The 18,267-nt window shown below is 70.3% G+C and carries 18 protein-coding genes; 10 read left to right on the plus strand and 8 right to left on the minus strand.

What is annotated here, in order from left to right:
• Window positions 1-169 precede the first annotated feature (169 nt).
• Window positions 170-409 (plus strand): hypothetical protein, encoded by a 240-nt coding sequence (locus BIV23_RS51560; RefSeq protein ID WP_245790379.1) that lies wholly within the window; start codon window positions 170-172, stop codon window positions 407-409.
• Window positions 410-474: 65 nt separating this feature from the next.
• On the opposite strand, the gene BIV23_RS05340 is transcribed toward BIV23_RS51560, so the two are convergent.
• Both BIV23_RS05340 and BIV23_RS05345 read right to left on the minus strand, forming a co-directional pair.
• Entirely contained in the window at window positions 475-1,668 is a 1,194-nt protein-coding gene (locus BIV23_RS05340; RefSeq protein WP_071379570.1) for an ABC transporter substrate-binding protein, read from the minus strand.
• Between the two features lie 201 nt (window positions 1,669-1,869).
• Complete coding sequence (locus BIV23_RS05345; RefSeq protein WP_071379571.1) at window positions 1,870-3,309, minus strand: gamma-aminobutyraldehyde dehydrogenase; 1,440 nt, start codon at window positions 3,307-3,309, stop codon at window positions 1,870-1,872.
• Window positions 3,310-3,490: 181 nt separating this feature from the next.
• Here BIV23_RS05345 and BIV23_RS05350 point away from each other — a divergent pair, with 181 nt between their 5' ends.
• From BIV23_RS05350 to BIV23_RS05380, 7 genes are all read left to right on the plus strand, one after another.
• Window positions 3,491-4,012: an Lrp/AsnC family transcriptional regulator gene (locus BIV23_RS05350; protein WP_071379572.1), complete on the plus strand. Its 522-nt coding sequence runs from the start codon at window positions 3,491-3,493 to the stop codon at window positions 4,010-4,012.
• Window positions 3,997-5,379 (plus strand): aspartate aminotransferase family protein, encoded by a 1,383-nt coding sequence (locus BIV23_RS05355; protein ID WP_079172969.1) that lies wholly within the window; start codon window positions 3,997-3,999, stop codon window positions 5,377-5,379. The genes BIV23_RS05350 and BIV23_RS05355 overlap by 16 nt, the downstream gene beginning before the upstream one ends.
• Window positions 5,380-5,578: 199 nt before the next feature.
• On the plus strand, window positions 5,579-6,319 hold the full coding sequence (locus BIV23_RS05360) for an ABC transporter ATP-binding protein (protein ID WP_071379574.1): 741 nt from the start codon (window positions 5,579-5,581) through the stop codon (window positions 6,317-6,319).
• Entirely contained in the window at window positions 6,301-7,644 is a 1,344-nt protein-coding gene (locus BIV23_RS05365; protein ID WP_071379575.1) for a hypothetical protein, read from the plus strand. The genes BIV23_RS05360 and BIV23_RS05365 overlap by 19 nt, the downstream gene beginning before the upstream one ends.
• A 145-nt stretch (window positions 7,645-7,789) precedes the next feature.
• On the plus strand, window positions 7,790-8,197 hold the full coding sequence (locus tag BIV23_RS05370; RefSeq protein ID WP_071379576.1) for a VOC family protein: 408 nt from the start codon (window positions 7,790-7,792) through the stop codon (window positions 8,195-8,197).
• Window positions 8,198-8,237: 40 nt separating this feature from the next.
• Window positions 8,238-9,362 (plus strand): SLOG cluster 4 domain-containing protein, encoded by a 1,125-nt coding sequence (locus BIV23_RS05375; protein WP_071379577.1) that lies wholly within the window; start codon window positions 8,238-8,240, stop codon window positions 9,360-9,362.
• 162 nt (window positions 9,363-9,524) lie between these two features.
• Window positions 9,525-10,220 carry an LAETG motif-containing sortase-dependent surface protein gene (locus tag BIV23_RS05380; protein WP_177239724.1) on the plus strand — a complete coding sequence of 232 codons (696 nt, stop codon included), beginning with the start codon at window positions 9,525-9,527 and terminating at the stop codon, window positions 10,218-10,220.
• 64 nt (window positions 10,221-10,284) lie between these two features.
• Here BIV23_RS05380 and BIV23_RS05385 read toward each other — a convergent pair whose 3' ends face one another.
• The 6 genes from BIV23_RS05385 to BIV23_RS53855 all read right to left on the minus strand — a co-directional run bounded on the left by BIV23_RS05385 (window position 10,285) and on the right by BIV23_RS53855 (window position 16,776).
• A complete protein-coding gene (locus tag BIV23_RS05385) occupies window positions 10,285-11,082 on the minus strand; it encodes a maleylpyruvate isomerase family mycothiol-dependent enzyme (RefSeq protein ID WP_071379579.1) in 798 nt (265 codons plus the stop codon).
• A 25-nt stretch (window positions 11,083-11,107) separates the two neighbouring features.
• Complete coding sequence (locus BIV23_RS05390) at window positions 11,108-12,130, minus strand: ABC transporter ATP-binding protein (protein WP_071379580.1); 1,023 nt, start codon at window positions 12,128-12,130, stop codon at window positions 11,108-11,110.
• A gap of 20 nt (window positions 12,131-12,150) precedes the next feature.
• Window positions 12,151-13,752, minus strand: a complete 1,602-nt coding sequence (locus tag BIV23_RS05395; RefSeq protein WP_071379768.1) for an ABC transporter permease — start codon at window positions 13,750-13,752, stop codon at window positions 12,151-12,153.
• Between the two features lie 47 nt (window positions 13,753-13,799).
• The gene (locus tag BIV23_RS05400; RefSeq protein WP_071379581.1) at window positions 13,800-14,882 is read right to left on the minus strand and encodes a thiamine ABC transporter substrate-binding protein; all 1,083 of its coding nucleotides are present in this window, start codon (window positions 14,880-14,882) and stop codon (window positions 13,800-13,802) included.
• A 216-nt stretch (window positions 14,883-15,098) separates the two neighbouring features.
• Window positions 15,099-16,205: a dual-specificity RNA methyltransferase RlmN gene (gene rlmN, locus BIV23_RS05405; RefSeq protein ID WP_071379582.1), complete on the minus strand. Its 1,107-nt coding sequence runs from the start codon at window positions 16,203-16,205 to the stop codon at window positions 15,099-15,101.
• A gap of 187 nt (window positions 16,206-16,392) precedes the next feature.
• Entirely contained in the window at window positions 16,393-16,776 is a 384-nt protein-coding gene (locus BIV23_RS53855) for a ribosomal protein L7/L12 (RefSeq protein ID WP_079172970.1), read from the minus strand.
• A 280-nt stretch (window positions 16,777-17,056) separates the two neighbouring features.
• Between BIV23_RS53855 and BIV23_RS05415 the strand changes: the two genes are divergently transcribed.
• Together BIV23_RS05415 and BIV23_RS05420 are read left to right on the plus strand one after the other, a co-directional pair.
• Complete coding sequence (locus tag BIV23_RS05415; RefSeq protein ID WP_071379584.1) at window positions 17,057-17,845, plus strand: nucleotidyltransferase family protein; 789 nt, start codon at window positions 17,057-17,059, stop codon at window positions 17,843-17,845.
• Window positions 17,846-17,869: 24 nt separating this feature from the next.
• Window positions 17,870-18,100 (plus strand): hypothetical protein, encoded by a 231-nt coding sequence (locus BIV23_RS05420; protein WP_143079051.1) that lies wholly within the window; start codon window positions 17,870-17,872, stop codon window positions 18,098-18,100.
• Window positions 18,101-18,267: the final 167 nt, after the last annotated feature.

Genomic DNA, 18,267 nt, shown 5'->3' on the forward strand with positions numbered 1-18,267 from the left:
GTGAGAGGGCTCGCGCAGTTCGTCCGCGCCAAGACCTTCGCCGAAGCCCTGACGACGGTCGAGGAGTACTTGGAGATGCCGTACCGGATACGGCGTCGCCCCAAGTCCTCCTCCGCCGTACGACAGCAACTCACCGACGAAGTCAGCGGCCTACTGGCTCAGATGGCAGATGGCATTCCATCAGGCATGGCTCCAGATCGAGGCATCAGCCGTCGCGGGCCCCTACGCGACCCTCGTCGCCACGGCGCGAGCGGAGGCCGGCGCGCAGATGAGTCTCGCCTGGGACCAGCCGCCGATCACCACCGACAGCGGCATGAACCTCGGAGTCCCGTACGGCCGGGACCAATCAAACGCGGCCCGAGCCACGTGCATCGAGGTGATGCGCCGTCACCTGTTAGGACACCCGTGATCTTGGTGCCAACTATCCCTCTTTTGTGCCAACTAAAAATCCTCGTCACATCCAGCACCGCTGTTTCACAGTCCCACGATCGTGTTCCAGCGCTTGGCGAACTCCACCCGTTCCGTGGAGGTGATGTCGCGGGCGATGGCGAGGCGCCGCCGCATGGTGGGGTCCGGGAAGATCAGGGGGTTGTCGGCGAGGGCCGCGGTGTCCTTGTCCTTCGAGGACGCCAGGACCTCCTTGGCCGCGGGGACCGGGCAGACGTAGTTGACCCAGGCGGCGAGCTTCGCGGCGACCTCGGGGTCGTAGTAGTGGTCGATCAGGCGCTCGGCGTTGGCCTTGTGGCGGGCGCGGTTGGGGATCATCAGGGAGTCCGACCACAGCTCGGCGCCCTCCTCGGGGACGACGAAGCGGATGTCGGGGTTGTCCGCCTGGAGCTGGATGACGTCGCCGGAGTAGGCCTGGCAGGCGAGCACATCGCCGCTGACCAGGTCCTTGGTGTAGTCGTTGCCGGTGAAGCGGCGGATCTGACCGCGGTGGACCTGCCGTTCGACCTCGTCGCAGACGTCGTGGAAGTCGGCCGCCGTCCACCGGGTGATGTCCACCCCGTTGCCCTGCATGAGCAGCGCGAACGACTCGTCCAGGCCGGACAGGAGGGTCACCCGGCCCTTGAGGTCGCCGGCCCAGAGGTCCTTCACATGGCGGATCTCGCGGCCCAGCTTCTTGCGGTTGTAGGCGATGCCGGTGATGCCCGACTGCCAGGGCACGGTGGACAGGCGGCCCTTGTCGAAGGCCGGGGAGCGCAGCAGCGGGTCGAGGTACTTCGCGACGTTCGGCTGGTGGGCCCGGTCCATCCGCTGCACCCAGCCGAGGCGTACGAACCGGGCGCACATCCAGTCGCTGACGACGATCAGGTCGCGGCCGGTGGACTGGTGGTTCATCAGCGCGGGGCTGATCTTGCCGAAGAACTCGTCGTTGTCGTTGATCTCCTCGACGTAGTCGACGGAGATACCGGTGCGCTGCTGGAAGGCCTCCAGCGTGGGCCGCCGGTTCGGGTTCTTGTCGTCGGTGTCGATGTAGAGCGGCCAGTTCGCCCAGGTCAGCTTCTTGTCGGCCGCGGAGTCGTCCGGGACGGCGCGGTCGCCGGGCTGGACGTAGGCGGCGGGCACCCCACAGCCGGCCAGCGCGCCGAGCGCGGCGGTGCCGCCGAGGGCGCGCAGCAGGGAGCGGCGGGACATCACGGACGTACGAGAGGAAGTCTGGGGCACCCCGGAAGGATGCCCTCCCGCCCGGCGGGCGGACAATCGACGCTGCGTCGAGCGTGCCGTGCCCTGTCCGACACCTTGTCGATCGCGGTCGCGGGGCCGCGGCGGCAACGCGGTGGGGCGCCAACTCCCAAGGGGCGCGGGGAACTGCGCGACCAGCCCCCACGCACCCTCACCCGGAATGCGGCCGAATCCAGCGGAGCGTCACGCGTCGAGGGACGTCATCACGTGCTTGATGCGCGTGTAGTCCTCGAACCCGTACGCCGAAAGGTCCTTGCCGTAGCCGGACTTCTTGAAGCCGCCGTGCGGCATCTCGGCGACCAGCGGGATGTGGGTGTTGATCCACACGCAGCCGAAGTCGAGCCGCTTGGACATGCGCATCGCGCGGGCGTGGTCCTTGGTCCAGACGGAGGAGGCCAGGGCGTAGTCCACGCCGTTGGCCCACGCCACCGCCTGGTCCTCGTCCGTGAAGGACTGGACGGTGATGACCGGCCCGAAGACCTCGTTCTGGATGATCTCGTCGTCCTGCTTCAGGCCGGAGACGACGGTCGCGGCGTAGAAGTAGCCCTTGTCGCCGACCCGCTGGCCGCCCGCCTCGACCTTGGCGTGGGCGGGCAGGCGCTCGATGAAGCCGGAGACCTGCTTGAGCTGGTTCGGGTTGTTCAGGGGGCCGTACAGCACGTCCTCGTCGTCCGGCTGACCCGTCTTCGTCTCGGCGGCGGCCTTGGCGAGCGCGGCCACGAACTCGTCGTGGATGGACTCCTGGACGAGGACGCGGGTCGCGGCCGTACAGTCCTGGCCGGCGTTGAAGAAGCCCGCCACGGAGATGTCCTCGACGGCCTTGGCGATGTCGGTGTCCTCGAACACGACGACCGGGGCCTTGCCGCCCAGCTCCAGGTGGACCCGCTTGAGGTCCTTGGACGCGGACTCGGCCACCGACATGCCCGCGCGGACCGAGCCGGTGATCGACGCCATCGCCGGGGTGTCGTGCTCGACCATCAGGCGGCCGGTGTCACGGTCGCCGCAGACGACGTTGAAGACGCCCTTGGGCAGGATCGAGCCGATGATGTCGGCGATCAGGACGGTGGAGGCCGGGGTGGTGTCCGACGGCTTCAGGACGACCGTGTTGCCCGCGGCGATCGCCGGGGCGAACTTCCATACGGCCATCATCATCGGGTAGTTCCACGGGGCGACCTGGGCGCAGACGCCGACCGGCTCGCGGCGGATGATCGAGGTCATCCCGTCCATGTACTCACCGGCCGAGCGGCCCTCCAGCAGCCGCGCCGCACCCGCGAAGAAGCGGATCTGGTCGACCATCGGCGGGATCTCCTCGGAGCGGGTGAGCCCGACCGGCTTGCCCGTGTTCTCCACCTCGGCCGCGACCAGGTCCTCGGCGCGCTCCTCGAAGGCGTCCGCGATCTTCAGCAGCGCCTTCTGCCGCTCGGCGGGCGTCGTGTCGCGCCAGGCCGGGAAGGCGCGGGCGGCGGCCTCCATGGCGGCGTCCACGTCCGGCGCACCGGACAGCGGCGCGGTCGCGTACGCCTCGCCCGTCGCGGGGTTGACCACCTCTGTGGTCCGTCCGTCGGCGGCGTCCCGGAACTCACCGTCGATGTAGTTGCGCAGACGACGCAGCTCGGTGCTCACTGCCGGCCTCCTGATTCAGGTACTCGCTGGTACTCGCTGTCCGATTGCTGAGACACCCACCCTAGTCGTCAGACCCACGTTTTCAACACCCCCAGCAGCACCACTTCTGCGAAATCCGCAAGCATCGGACTTCGAAACAACGAATTTCATCGATGCAGGGTTGCGGAACTGTCGAGACCTCGTGCACAGTGAGGTCGTGGCCAGTCGAAGCGCAGACCAGAGGGACTCCGCCCGCGAGTCCAGGAACGGCAACAGCCCCCAGCTGGACGCCGTCTCCCTCGCCATCATCCAGCAGCTCCAGGAGGACGGCCGGCGGCCGTACGCCGCGATCGGCAAGGCCGTCGGCCTGTCCGAGGCGGCCGTGCGCCAGCGCGTCCAGAAGCTGCTGGACCAGGGCGTGATGCAGATCGTCGCCGTCACGGACCCGCTCACCGTGGGCTTCCGCCGGCAGGCGATGGTCGGGATCAACGTCGAGGGCGACGTCGAGTCGATCGCGGACGCGCTGACCGCCATGTCGGAAGTCGAGTACGTGGTGATGACCGCGGGCTCGTTCGACATCCTCGCCGAGATCGTCTGCGAGGACGACGACCACCTGCTGGACGTCATCAACAAACGCATCCGGGCCCTGCCCGGGGTGCGCTCCACCGAAAGCTTCGTCTACCTGAAGCTGAAGAAGCAGACCTACATGTGGGGAACCCGATAACCGTGACCCAGAAGGACCTCAGCCGCACCGCGTACGACCACCTGTGGATGCACTTCACCCGCATGTCCTCGTACGAGAACTCCCCCGTCCCGACCATCGTCCGGGGTGAGGGCACCTACATCTACGACGACAAGGGCAAGCGCTACCTCGACGGTCTCGCGGGTCTGTTCGTGGTCCAGGCCGGTCACGGCCGCACGGAACTCGCCGAGACCGCCTTCAAGCAGGCCCAGGAGCTCGCCTTCTTCCCGGTGTGGTCCTACGCCCACCCGAAGGCCGTGGAGCTGGCCGAGCGCCTCGCCGACTACGCGCCGGGCGACCTGAACAAGGTCTTCTTCACCACCGGCGGCGGCGAGGCCGTCGAGACCGCCTGGAAGCTCGCCAAGCAGTACTTCAAGCTCAAGGGCAAGCCGACCAAGTACAAGGTCATCTCCCGCGCGGTCGCCTACCACGGCACCCCGCAGGGTGCCCTGTCCATCACCGGTCTGCCCGGTCTGAAGGCCCCCTTCGAGCCGCTCGTGCCGGGCGCGCACAAGGTGCCGAACACCAACATCTACCGCGCCCCGCTCTTCGGCGACGACCCCGAGGCCTTCGGCCGCTGGGCCGCCGACCAGATAGAGCAGCAGATCCTCTTCGAGGGCCCGGACACGGTCGCCGCGGTCTTCCTGGAGCCCGTGCAGAACGCCGGCGGCTGCTTCCCGCCCCCGCCCGGCTACTTCCAGCGCGTGCGCGAGATCTGCGACCAGTACGACGTGCTGCTCGTGTCGGACGAGGTCATCTGCGCCTTCGGCCGCCTCGGCACGATGTTCGCCTGCGACAAGTTCGGCTACGTCCCGGACATGATCACCTGCGCCAAGGGCATGACCTCGGGCTACTCCCCGATCGGCGCCTGCATCATCTCCGACAAGCTCGCCGAGCCGTTCTACAAGGGCGACAACACCTTCCTGCACGGCTACACCTTCGGCGGCCACCCGGTCTCCGCGGCCGTGGGTCTCGCCAACCTCGACCTGTTCGAGCGCGAGGGCCTCAACCAGCACGTGCTCGACAACGAGGGCGCCTTCCTGCAGACCCTGCAGAAGCTGCACGACCTGCCGATCGTCGGCGACGTCCGCGGCAACGGCTTCTTCTACGGCATCGAGCTGGTGAAGGACAAGAACACCAAGGAGTCCTTCAACGAGGAGGAGACCGAGCGCGTCCTGTACGGCTTCCTCTCCAAGGCGCTGTTCGACAACGGCCTGTACTGCCGTGCCGACGACCGCGGCGACCCGGTCGTCCAGCTCGCCCCGCCGCTGATCTCCAACCAGGAGACCTTCGACGAGATCGAGCAGATCCTGCGCGCGACGCTGACGGAGGCGTGGACGAAGCTCTGAGCCCCGATCCTCTGATCAGCTGATCATCACCGGCCCCGGTGCCGTCCGTTCGAGTGGGAACGGCGGCCCGGGGCCGTGTGCTGTCCGGCCTCCCGGCACCGGCTGCCTAGCGTGCCAGTGACCGATCGGCCCAGCCTTCGTTCCCCCGGACGAGGGAAGAGGCAAACGGGAAAACGGATCAGAACCGAGGTGTACGCCCATGGAGGCCCCACCGGACAACGACGTGCTCTGGGCGCGCTCGCTGCACTACCGGCACCCCGACGGCTCCCCCGGGCTCGCGGGGGTCTCGCTCGCGGTGCGGGAGGGCGAGATCCTCGCCGTCACCGGCGCCCGCGGAAGCGGCAAGTCGACCCTGCTGTCCTGCCTGGCCGGCCTGCTGCCGGCGGGCGGCGGCGAGGTCTGGTTCAACAGCGTGCCCGTGCACACCCTCGGCCCGATGGCCCGGGAACGGCTGCGCCGGGACCGCTTCGGCTGGATCGGCCCCGCCCCGGTCCTGATCCCCGAGCTGAACGCCTGGGAGAACACCGCGCTGCCCCTGATGCTGCGCGGCACCGGCCGCCGCCGGGCCAAGGTCGCCGCGCAGGAGTGGCTGGTCCGCCTCGACGTCGGCGACAAGGCCCGCTGCCGGCCGCACCAACTCCAGCAGGCCGAACGCCAGCGCGTCGCCATCGCCCGGGCGCTGGCCACGGCTCCCACGGTCCTGTTCGCCGACGAGCCGACGGCCCCGCTGCACCGCGCGGACGGCATCCATGTGCTGCGCACGCTCACCACGGCCGCGCGCTCGCACGGCATCACCGTCGTCCTCGCCACGACCGACCCCGACACCGGGGCCCTCGCGGACCGTACGGTCTCGCTGCTGGACGGCCGGCGCGTGCAGACCCTGTACCTGCCGGAGACCTCGCAGACGGAAGGCCGGGCCGCGTGCTCGCTCTCCGTCTGACCCGCGCGGCCCGGCCCGCCGTCCAGCTGCGCCGCCTGCTGGTGGCGACGGCCACGGCGGGCACCGGCTTCCTCCTGCTGTCCTGCCTCGGCTACGCCCTGGCCCACCCGGGCTCGGCCCACGCCGCCACGCTGCGCCTGGTCTGGTGCGCGGTGCCGCTCGCCGCCACGGTGTACCTCGCACTCGCCGTCGCCCGCACGGACCCCGCCACCAGGCCGCGCCCCGGACTGTCCGCGGCGGGCCTCGGCCCGGCCCAGCTGATGGCGGTCTCCGCCCTGACCACGGCCGTGTCCTGCACGCTGGGCTCGCTGCTCGCCCTGCTGGCCTTCCTCCACCTGCGCGGCGACCTGACGGGCCTGCCCTTCGACGGCGTGGCAGCCGGCTTCCTGGCCGCCGGCCGGCCCTTCCCGTTCCCGGCGGCCCTGACCCTGCTGACCCTGGTCCCGGTCACGGCGTCGGTGACGGTGGCGCTGTCCCTGCGCCCGCGGGACCCGCGCCCCGCCGCCCGGGGCCCGCGCAGATTCGGCCGGTTCGGGGCGTACGGCGAGGTGAGGGGCCGGGAGACGTTCGGGGCGTACGGGAGGTTCGGCGCGCGTCTGGGCCGTAAGGCCGCGGACGGCAGCACGACCGCGACGGCACCCGGCACGGACGGGAGCGGCACCGGCCCGGAAGCGAGCGGCGAACCCGGTGCCGAGCTCCCGGCCCCGGACCCGGCCCCCGCGCCGGACTCCGCGTGGCCCGACGGCACTCCCCAGCCTCCCCAGGGCTCCCCCGCCGGCCTGCCCTGGGGCATCACCCTCGTCACCGCCGGCCTCACGGTGCACGCCTACGCCCCCCGCCAGGACCTCGCCGTCCTCGGCGGCTGGCTCCTCATCGCCACCGGTCTCGTCCTCGCCGCCCCCGGCCTCACCCACCTGTGCGGCCTGCTCCTGCAGTGCACCCGCCCCGGGGCCCTCCGGCTCCTCTCCGGCCGGGTGCTCATGTCGGAGGCCACCCGGATCGGCCGCCCCCTGGGCGTCGTCTGCGCGGTCCTGTCCGCCGGGTACGCCATGACGTCGCTGTACGCCGGCTCGGCGGCGGCGTTCGGCCCCCTGGCCACCCTCGGCGCGCTGCTCGTCACCGGCTGCACGATCGCCACCCTGCTCACCGCGGCCGTGGAGACCCGCCAGTGCCGGGCCGACACGACCGCCGCGCTGCTGCGGCTCGGCGCGCCGCCCTCGATGCTGCGCGTGGCCGCGGCCCTGCGCGCGGCGGCCCTGCTGACCCTGTTCGGCCCGCTCACCCTCGCCGTGGCCGCCCTGGCGGCGCTGCCCGTGGGCCGCTGAGAAGCGGTGCGGAGAAGCGGCTGCGAGGACCGCCGGGAAGATCCGCCGGAAGACTTCCGCAATCGCCGATGAGTTCGAGCCGGCCCTCCGGTCTATCCCCTCGAACACGCTGACCCCAGCGCGCACACCACGGGAGAGAGACCCCATGTACCAGCAGATGATCTTCGTGAACCTGCCCGTGAACGACCTCGACGCCTCGAAGAGGTTCTTCACCGAGCTGGGCTACTCGATCAACGCCCAGTTCAGCGACGAGAAGGCGGCCTCCGTGGTGATCAGCGACACCATCGTCGCGATGCTGCTCACCAAGCCGTTCTACGCGACCTTCACCGACAAGGAGATCGCCGACGCCACGAAGACCAGCGAGGTGCTGGTCTGCCTGAGCGCGGAGAGCCGCGCGAAGGTCGACGAGCTGGTCGACAAGGCGATCGCGGCGGGCGCCACGGAGACCGGCCCGACCCAGGACCAGGGCTTCATGTACGGCCGGGCCTTCGACGACCTCGACGGCCACACCTGGGAGGTCATCTGGATGGACCCGGCGGTGGTCGAGGGCTGAGCCCGCTCCGGCCGGTCGTAGGGGTGCCTAGCATGGGCGGGTGGATCCGACACCCGCCCAGCCGCTGCGGGGTGCCCGCAGTCGGGACATCGAGTCCCTCGCCGAGTTCGACGAGGTCGTCGCCGAGCAGGGCACCCTCGCCCGGTACCGCGTCCAGGCCGTCGACCTGACCGGCCGTACGGACGTCCTGCTGACCCTCGACGCCACCGGCGCCATCTTCCTCGGCTGTGCGCTGGCCCCCGAGGCCGCCGCCCGGGTCCGGTCGGCCGGGGCCCTGGTCTTCCCGCCCGTCCCCGGCCTGCCCTTCGACCCGTACCGCGCCTTCACGTACACGCCCGACGAGCTGTTCGAGTCGCTGGAGGAGGGCTACGAGGCGACGCCGGACGCGCGCGCCTACGCCTGGTACCGGCGCACGAAGGCCGACGGCGACGTGTTCGCCTCGATGCTGCGCGCGATCCACGACGACGCCGTGTCCGACGCGATGGACGAACTCCTCGCCGGCGCACGGGTGGTGGGCGTCATGGGCGGCCACGCGACGGGGCGGGGCACGGCCGGGTACGCGGGGGCCGCGCGGCTGGGCCGGGAGCTGGCCCGGTCCGGGTTCACCGTGGCGACCGGGGGCGGGCCGGGGTCGATGGAGGCGGCGAACCTCGGCGCGTACGCGGCCCCCTTCGCGGACACGATGCTGGACGAGGCGCTCCGACTCCTCGCCGCGGTCCCCTCGTTCCGGCCGTCCGTCACCGACTGGGCCCGCACCGCCTTCGAGGTGCGGGCCCGCTGGCCGAAGGGGGGCGCCTCGGTCGGCATCCCCACCTGGTTCTACGGCCATGAGCCGCCGGGCGCCTTCGCCTCGGACATCGCGAAGTACTTCGCCAACGCCACCCGGGAGGACGGTCTGCTGGCCCGCTCCACCGCCGGGGTGGTCTTCCTGCCGGGTGCCGCCGGGACCGTACAGGAGATCTTCGACAACGCGACGCCGAACTACTACGAGTCGCGCGGCGGACCCACGCCCATGGTGCTGGTCGACGAGGGCCACTGGACACGGGAGTTGCCCGCCTGGCCACTGTTGCGCTCGCTCGCAGCGGGCCGGTCGATGGAGTCCCGTATCGCCCTCGTTGACCGGATCGAGCAGGCCCCGGAGGCGATCAAACGTCTCGGTGCTTAATAAGCAGGTAAAGTCAACTGTTGTTGACGGCATATTCATTGACACTGCTTACGGAGCGCTTATAGACCTGTGAGCCTCCTGGGGGTGCTGGGGCGTCTCCCTCATCCGTCGCCGCAACTCCCCCTCAGCCCCCCGCAGTTGTGCACTCTGTAAAGGACAAACGTGTCCATATCCCGCCGCAGCGCACGCCGTTCCGTGCGCATCCTGGGTGTTGCCTCCGCCTCTGCCGCCGTGGTCCTGGGCCTGGCCAGCACCGCGTCCGCGTGCACCATCAGTGAGTTCAAGGCCGAAGCCAAGTGCGACGGCGCCAAGGGTGTCATCGTCGTGACCGACACCGACGGCTCCGGTACCCCCGCCACCATCACCGTGTTCCGCACGAACAGCGGCGGGGTCGAGAAGCAGGTCGGCGAGCAGCCGGTCAAGGGCTCCGCCCAGGGCACCGAGGTCACCTTCCAGGAGAACTGGCAGCCGAACGCGACGTACCGCGTCCACGTCACGGCCGTCCCCTACGTCGACCAGGACATCACGCCTGCGCTGAGCACCCCGTCCACCGCCTGCAAGGGCGGGAGCGCCACCCCGACCGCGCCGGCCTCCACGACGCCGAAGCCGTCGCCGTCGGAGTCCACCCCGGCCCAGTCGGCGTCCCCGACCCCGTCGGGCTCCGCCTCCAGCTCCGCCCCGGCGAGCGCGGGCCCGAGCAACGCGCCGTCCCCGGCCGCCGGCAGCTCGAACCTCGCCGAGACCGGTGCGAACTCCGACACCCCCCTGATCGCCGGAGTCGCGGGCGCGCTGGTCGTCGTCGGCGGCGGCGCGGTCTGGTTCGGCATGCGCCGTCGCGGAGCGCGCGGCAACGGCTGACACCTCACGCGTACGCCACCGCGGCCCGTCCCCCGATCCCGGGGGGACGGGCCGCGGTCGTGTGTCAGCCGAAGGTGGCGTGCTTGCGCCAGAACTCCAGCACCTCACGCTCGCCGTGGACCTCGAGACCGGGTGCGTCCAGCGGCAGCCGGTTGTAGAAGGCGAGCAGCACGGAGGCGAGCGGGCCGCGCAGGGCGACCGTGGCCTTCTCGTGCCCGCGCCGCCACCCGAGTCCGTTCTCGCCCAGCTCGATCAGCCACTCGGCGTTCAGGTCCGGGGCGGCGTCGGTGGCGTGCAGATGGATACTGCGGGCGGGCCCGCGCAGCTCGTCGGCCCACTCGCGTGCCCCGGAGCGCTGCACCCACTCCGCGATCTGCAGCCATTCGTCCAGCGCGTCGGCGGCGACGTCGGGCGCGACGTCGTAGGGCGCGCCGACGGTGAGCGCGGCGTCCGCGCGGTGGACGGTGATCTCGTTCGTCATCCGACGGGCCCAGAACCCGCTGGTGGCCATGCCCATCCAGGACCACACCTTGGCCTCGGGACCGGCCTCGCGCAGCGCCCCGACGATCATCTCGCCGGTCTCCGCGAGCCAGGCGTCGAGCGCCGCCGCGTCGCCCTCGGCCTCCGGTCCGCCGCCGAGCGGCACCTGCTCGCGCGGGAGCATCTCCTGGGCCCGGGCCCGGACCAGCGTGGCCGCCCAGCGCAGGGCGCCGCCCATGTGCCGTGCGAGCTGTTCCAGCGTCCACTCGGGGCAGGTCGGCACGGTGGCCGACAGATCGGCTCCCGAGGTCACCAGGGCCCTGAACTGGCCCATCTGGCGGGCGATTTCGTCACAGTATCGGTCATGCGCGAGCAACGTCATGCCCCACACCCTAGGGCGGGAACGATCAGTCGAGCACGACGATTTCGGCCGCGTCGAACTCCACGCCGACCGCGTCCCCGACCTCCGGCGCCTCCCGCAGCCCGCACGCGGCCTCCAGGCGCGGCTGCCCGTCCCCCGGCCGGAGGTGGACGGCCACATGCGTGCCCTTGAAGGTGCGGGCGGTCACCGTGCACGGCAGGCCCGCGTCGGCCGCCACGAGCCGTACGCCGGCGGGCCGGACCAGCACACTGCGCGCGCCCTGCGGGGAGCCCTCGGGCACCGGGAGCTTGCCCCACGGGCTGTCGGCGGCCGTACCGGCGACGGTCGCCTCGGCCACGTTGTCGAAGCCGAGGAAGCGGGCCACGAACGCGTCGGCGGGCCGCTGCCAGACCTCAAGGGGCGTACCGGTCTGGGCGATCCGCCCGTCGCGCATCACCACCACGCGGTCGGCCAGCGCGAACGCCTCGCCCTGGTCGTGGGTCACGGCGAGTACGGTCGTCCCCAACCGGCCGAACATTTCCCGCAGTTCGACCACCAGGCGCTCACGCAGCGAGCGGTCGAGCTGGCCGAGCGGCTCGTCCAGCATCAGCAGCCGGGGCCGGGGCGCGAGCGCGCGGGCGAGGGCCACGCGCTGCTGCTCGCCGCCGGACAGGGAGGCCACGGCCCGCCGCGCCGCCCCGGGCAGTCCGACCAGTTCCAGCAACTGCGCGACCTCGGCGTCCCGTTCGCCCTTGCCGACGCCGCGCACGCGCGGCCCGAAGGCGACGTTCGCGCCGACGTCCCGCTGCGGAAAGAGCTGGTGGTCCTGGAACATCAGGCCGACGCCGCGCTTGTGCGCGGGGACGCCCGTCCGGTCGCGGCCGTCGAGCAGGATCCGTCCGCCGGACAGGGGCTGGAGCCCGGCGACCGCCCGCAGCAGCGTGGACTTGCCGCTGCCGCTGGGCCCGAGCACGCACACCACCTCGTGCTCGGCGACATCGAGGTCGACCGCGTCGAGCACCGCCCGCCCGCCGAAGCGCACGGTCGCGGCATCGAGGCTGAGCAGCATCAGAACTCCCCCGTCGGCATCTAGAACTCCCCCGTCCGGTCGGTGCGCAGCCGCTCCAGCAGGAGCAGCGCGGCGGCGCACACCACCATCAGAAGGGTCGAAAGGGCCATCGCCTGGCCGTAGTTGAGGTCTCCGGGGCGGCCGAGCAGCCGGGCCACGGCGACCGGGAGCGTGGGGTTGTCGGGCCGGGCGATGAACACGGTCGCCCCGAACTCGCCGAGCGAGACGGCGAACGCGAAACCGGCCGCGACCAGCAGCGCCCGCCGTACCAGCGGCAGATCCACCTCCCGCCACACCCGCCACGGCGAGGCCCCGAGCACGGCGGCGGCCTCCCGGAGCCGGCCGTCCACCGCGCGCAGCACGGGCAGCATGGTCCGGACGACGAAGGGGGCGCCGACCAGCGCCTGGGCGAGGGGGACGAGGATCCAGGACTCGCGCAGGTCCAGCGGCGGCTTGTCGAGGGCGATCAGGAAGCCGAAGCCGACGGTCACGGCGGAGACGCCGAGCGGCAGCATCAGCAGCGCGTCGAAGCTCCGGACCAGCCGTCCGGCGTCCCGGCGGGCGAGCGCTGCGGCGGCGAGAGCGCCGATCACGACGGCGATGGCGGTGGCGGCGAGTGCGTACTGGAGCGAGGTCCACACCGCGTGGACCGGTGCCACCAGGAACGTACCGCCGTCGGAGCTGGTGAGGGCCCGGTAGTAGCCGAAGCCGGGGGCGTCGAGGGAGCGCTGGACGAGGACGGCGAGCGGCAGCACGAGGAGCAGCGCGACCGTGACGAGGACACCGGCGAGCAACGCCCACTGCCCGCTCCCGCGCGGCCGCCGGACGGTGACCGCCGGATCGACGAGCCGCAGCGCCGTCTCGCGGCGCCGTACGGTCCAGGCGTGCACGGCGAGGATCGCGCCGACGGCGGCGAACTGCAGGAGGGTGAGGACCGCGGCCGTGGACAGGTCGAAGACCTCGGAGGTCTGCCGGTAGATCTCGACCTCGAGGGTGGAGAAGGTGGGGCCGCCGAGGATCTGGACGACGCCGAAGGAGGTGAAGGTGAACAGGAACACCATCAGCGCGGCGGCGGCCACGGCGGGGGCGAGCGCGGGCAGGGTGACCCTGCGCCAGGCGCCGAGCGGCGAGGCGCCCAGCATGCGGGCGGCCTCCTCCTGCCGGGGGTCGAGCTGGGCCCACAGCCCGCCGACGGTCCGTACGACGACGGCGTAGTTGAAGAAGACGTGGGCCAGCAGGATCGCCCACACCGTGGTGTCCAGCCGTACGCCCCACAGGTCGTCCAGCAGCCCGCCGTGCCCGACGAGCGCGAGGAAGGCGCTGCCGGCGACGACCGTCGGCAGCACGAACGGGACGGTGACCACGGCCCGCAGCACCTGCTTGCCCGGGAAGTCGAGCCGGGCGAAGACGTAGGCGGCGGGCAGCGCGAGGAGCAGGGTGAGCGCGGTGGAGGCGAGTGCCTGCCAGGTGGTGAACCACAGCACGTGCCGGATGTCCGGCTGCGTGACCACGTCCGCGATCCGCCCGAGCTGCCAGGCGCCGTCCACCTTCAGCCCGCGCGTGACGATCGCGGCGACCGGCCAGGCGAAGAACAGCGCGAAGAACGCGACGGGCAGGGCCATCAGCCCGAGCCGCGTCACGTTCCCGCGCACCGTCCGCCGGGGTTCGGCTACTTCAGTACGAGCGAGGTCCACGCCTTGACCCACGGGTCGCGGTTGGCGGCGATCTTGCCCGGGGCCATCGTCTCGGGGTGCTGGGCGGCCGGGCCGTACTCGGTGAACTCGGCGGGCACCTTCGCCCCCTTCACCACCGGGTAGACGTACATGTTCAGCGGCATGTCCTCCTGGAACTCCTTGGAGACCAGGAAGTCGATGAACGCCTTGGCGCCCTTGGGGTTCTTGGCGTTGCTCAGCAGCCCGGCGAACTCGATCTGCCTGAAGCAGGTGCCGTTCGCCACGCCGGTCGGGGCGGTGCTGGGCCGCTTCTTGGCGTAGATCACCTCGGCGGGCGGCGAGGAGGCGTAGGACACGACGAGCGGCCGGTCGCCGCCCGCCTTCCTGCCCTCGGAGGAGCCGGAGAACTCCTGGTAGTAGGCCTGCTCCCAGCCGTCGACGACCTTGACGCCGTTGGCCTTCAGCTTCTTCCAGTAGTCCTGCCAGCCGGTGTCGCCGAACTGCGCGGCGCTGCCCAGCAGGAAGCCGAGGCCCGGCGAGGAGGTGGCCGCGTTCTCGGTGACCAGGAGGTTCTTGTAGGCGGGCTTGGCCAGGTCGGCGAAGGACTGCGGCGGGGTCAGCCCGTGCTTGCCGAAGTACGCCTTGTCGTAGTTGACGCAGATGTCGCCGTAGTCGATCGGCGTGACCCGGTGCTGGTCCTTGTCGAGCTGGTAGGCGGCGCCGACCTGGTCGAGTCCCTTGGCCTGGTACGGCTGGAACAGCCCGTTGTCGAGGGCGCGGGAGAGCAGGGTGTTGTCGACGCCGAAGAAGACGTCGCCCTGCGGGTTGTCCTTGGTCAGGATGGCCTTGTTCACGGCCTGCCCGGCGTCGCCGTCCTTGAGGACCTTGACCTTGTAGCCGGTCGTCTTCTCGAAGTCCTGGAGCACGTTCTTGGAGACGGCCCACGAGTCGTGGCTGACGAGGGTGACGGTCCTGGAGTCGGCGCCGCTCTTGGTGTCCGCGGATCCGCACGCGGTCAGCGTCGGCATGGCGACGAGACCGAGGCCGACGGCGACGGCCACGAGGGTCTTGTTGTGCACTGGATGTCCTCCTGGGGTTGGCCAGGAAGAACGCGGCCCTGCCCGGATGCCCGGGCAGGGCGCAACAGCTTGAGTGATGACCGAACTTCCTACCCAGAATGACCTGGGCGAGGTTCAGAGGGTCTGCGGCCCTGTCCGCCGCACTCTCAGCGCTGTGGCGCTCCCCTGTCGGAATATGAAGGTGTCGATATGAAGATGTGGGTGACGGTGGCCAGATTACCGCTCGGTGGCCGCCAGCTGACCACAGGCTCCGTCGATCTCCTGGCCCCGGGTGTCCCGGACGGTGACGGGCACGCCGTGGGCCGCGATGGCTTCGACGAACGCCTTCTCGTCCTCGGGCCGCGAGGCGGTCCACTTCGAGCCCGGCGTCGGGTTCAGCGGAATGAGGTTGACGTGCACGGGCTTGCCCCGCAGCAGCCGGCCGAGCCGGTCCCCGCGCCAGGCCTGGTCGTTGATGTCGCGGATCAGCGCGTACTCGATGGACAGCCGGCGCCCGCTCTTCTCGACGTACTCGAACCCGGCGTCCAGCACCTCGCGCACCCTCCACCGCGTGTTCACGGGGACGAGGGTGTCGCGCAGTTCGTCGTCGGGAGCGTGCAGGGAGATCGCGAGCCGGCACTTGAAGCCCTCGTCGGCGAACCGGTGGATGGCCGGCACGAGCCCGACCGTCGAGACGGTGATGCCGCGCTGCGAGAGCCCGAGCCCGTCCGGCGCCGGGTCGGTGAGCGCGCGAATGGCTCCGACCACCCTCTTGTAGTTGGCGAGCGGCTCCCCCATGCCCATGAAGACGATGTTGGAGAGCCGGGCGGGCCCGCCGGGCACCTCCCCGTCCCGCAGCGCGCGCATGCCGTCGACGATCTGGTGGACGATCTCGGCGGTGGACAGGTTCCGGTCCAGTCCCGCCTGTCCGGTGGCGCAGAACGGGCAGTTCATGCCGCAGCCCGCCTGCGAGCTGATGCACATGGTGACCCGGTCCGGGTAGCGCATCAGCACGGACTCGACCAGCGTGCCGTCGAACAGCCGCCACAGCGTCTTGCGGGTGGTGCCCTGGTCGGTGGCCAGATGCCGGACGACGGTCATCAGCTCCGGGAACAGCGCCTCACGCAGCTTCTCGCGCGAGGCGGCGGGGATGTCCGTCCACTGTTCCGGGTCGTGCGCGTACCGCGCGAAGTAGTGCTGCGAGAGCTGCTTGGCGCGGAACGGCTTCTCACCGGTCTCCGCCACCGCGTCCTTGCGCTCGGCGGGCGTGAGATCGGCGAGATGCCGCGGCGGCTTCTTGGCTCCGCGCGGGGCGACGAAAGTGAGTTCTCCGGGCTTAGGCATGGCGCTACCAGTGTCGCAGATCCAATTGAGTGACCTGGGGCTGGCGCTTGCTACGACTGTCGTTAGTAGTCGGCACCTGTTGCCACTGAGCGGCCTCGGACGGCCCAGAGACGGCCCAGGGCGTGGGGCCGTGCAGCTCTCGTATCTGTCGACGCTCCTCGGTCTCGCCTGTTGCTGACGCTCATGGTCAATCGACTGGCAACGGAGGCTTCCCTGGTCGGTACCGCCACCACGTGCGGACCTCGATCACCGCGCCGGCCTCTCGCAGGGGACCGACCCACCTCGACACCACCTCATCCCCAACACCCTCGGCGAGACGCACCGGCGGCGTCTGCGTGACCGTTTGCTTGGCCCTCCATAGCCCCCCGCCCGCAAGCCCGCGGAGCGCCTTCGCCACTTCCAGGGGTTGCGGTCCTGGGTCGAGCAGAACAATGTCCCGGGGAATCTCGTCGCAGATCAGCAAGAACGTCCGGGGCATGCTGCTCCTCAATGCCGGGTGGCCGCTGAATGTAGCCCTGGCGCCTCGCCGCAGGCCACTGGGTTTCCGCCCGGCCGCGCTGGTCGGCCACATGGTGCTCCATGCCGACTGGGGCCACCTGCGGCAGCCCGTCACCCGAAGTCCCTAGTTTGGAAGATCGCGTATGCGGGTGTGGCCTGACCTCGCGAGACGCTGACCTGTGCCTTCCTGGCTAAGCCACCGCGATTCCCCGCTGTTTCCCGTCTCGTGCCCTTGGAACGGGCATGTGGGGGGGCACGTGCGCACCTGAGCAGCGCTCGAACGGTGCGAAGGCGGTTCTGTCTGGTCTCACACCCCCCGGGCCTTGTGCGGGCTTGTAGAGCATACTTCTGGCATGTCGTTGCCTTTCAGTAAGTCGCAGATCACTCGCCTTGGTGAGCGCCTGGTCAAGGCTGGTGAGCCGAGTGACGAGGATCTTGCGGCACTGAGTGAGCTGTTACTGGGGTACGACGAGACGCTGGCCTCAGCCCTGGAGGTAGTTCGAAGCCTCGGGTTCGATCCCACGAGCCGAGTGAAGAACACCGGAACGATCTTGGAGAAGCTCGCGAGGCACGGTGGCTCGTGGCTCAAGAGCATCCAAGATCTAGCTGGCATGCGGATCGTCCTGGAGGGTGGCAGAAGAGCTCAAGACGATGCGGTTGATCTGATCGTGCGGGCCTTTAGCTCGGCTCCGCGTGAAGCGAAGATCGTAGATCGCCGTACAGAGCCCAGTCAGGGCTATCGAGCGGTGCACGTGGTCGTGTTCCCTGAGGGTGTTCCTGTAGAGGTCCAGGTCAGGACGCGGTGGCAGCATGAGTGGGCCGACATGTTCGAGAAGCTGGCTGACTTGATCGGACGAGGGATTCGTTACGGGGAGCCTCCCGTTCACTGGTGGGACACCCTGGACCCTGCGCCTGCGGACGAGTCGCATCACCAGAGGAAGATCTACGATGCCTCGTACCGCCTCCGTGAGGCGATGGTCGCAAGTGCTGTCGCGCTGAGTGACTTCATTGATGCGCTTGAGGCGTATGAAGCCTCTGAAGAGGCGGAGGCTGCCACGGTGCGGCGCTATGGGGACAAGGTTCAAAAGGGTCTGGCCGACCTCCGTGAGCAGATGAGCGGCATGACATCCGTGTCACATTAGGGTGATCTTGGTAGCGTGGGCTTCATGACTAACGTTCTCGTCGTCTATGACCGCTCGGCTGGTCACCTCCTGCATGAGCAGGAGTATGAGCGTCGGCGAGACGCCTTCGCTGCCCGTTTTGAGGCTGAGAAGGAGTACCGGGACCACGCAAACATTGAGGTAGTGGTGCTGAGTGCGAAGAGTCGTGCCGACCTACTGCGGACGCACGCTCGTTACTTCCTCAGCTTGGATGAGCTTGCAGCTCGCATGGCCTGATCGAACCCTCGGAGGCCGGTGGAGCCCCATGAGCGAGTCGAGCTGTCGGGGCGCCACCCTCGGTTGACGGTGGCGCCCCGTGTTGTAGCCAAGCTTTGAGGCCTGGCCTCATCCATTTCAGGTCGATCACAGGGGACCGGCCACGTCGGTCAACCGGTCCTGCGCCT

Source organism: Streptomyces monashensis (assembly GCF_001866665.1).
GTDB classification, from domain to species: Bacteria; Actinomycetota; Actinomycetes; order Streptomycetales; family Streptomycetaceae; genus Streptomyces; species Streptomyces monashensis.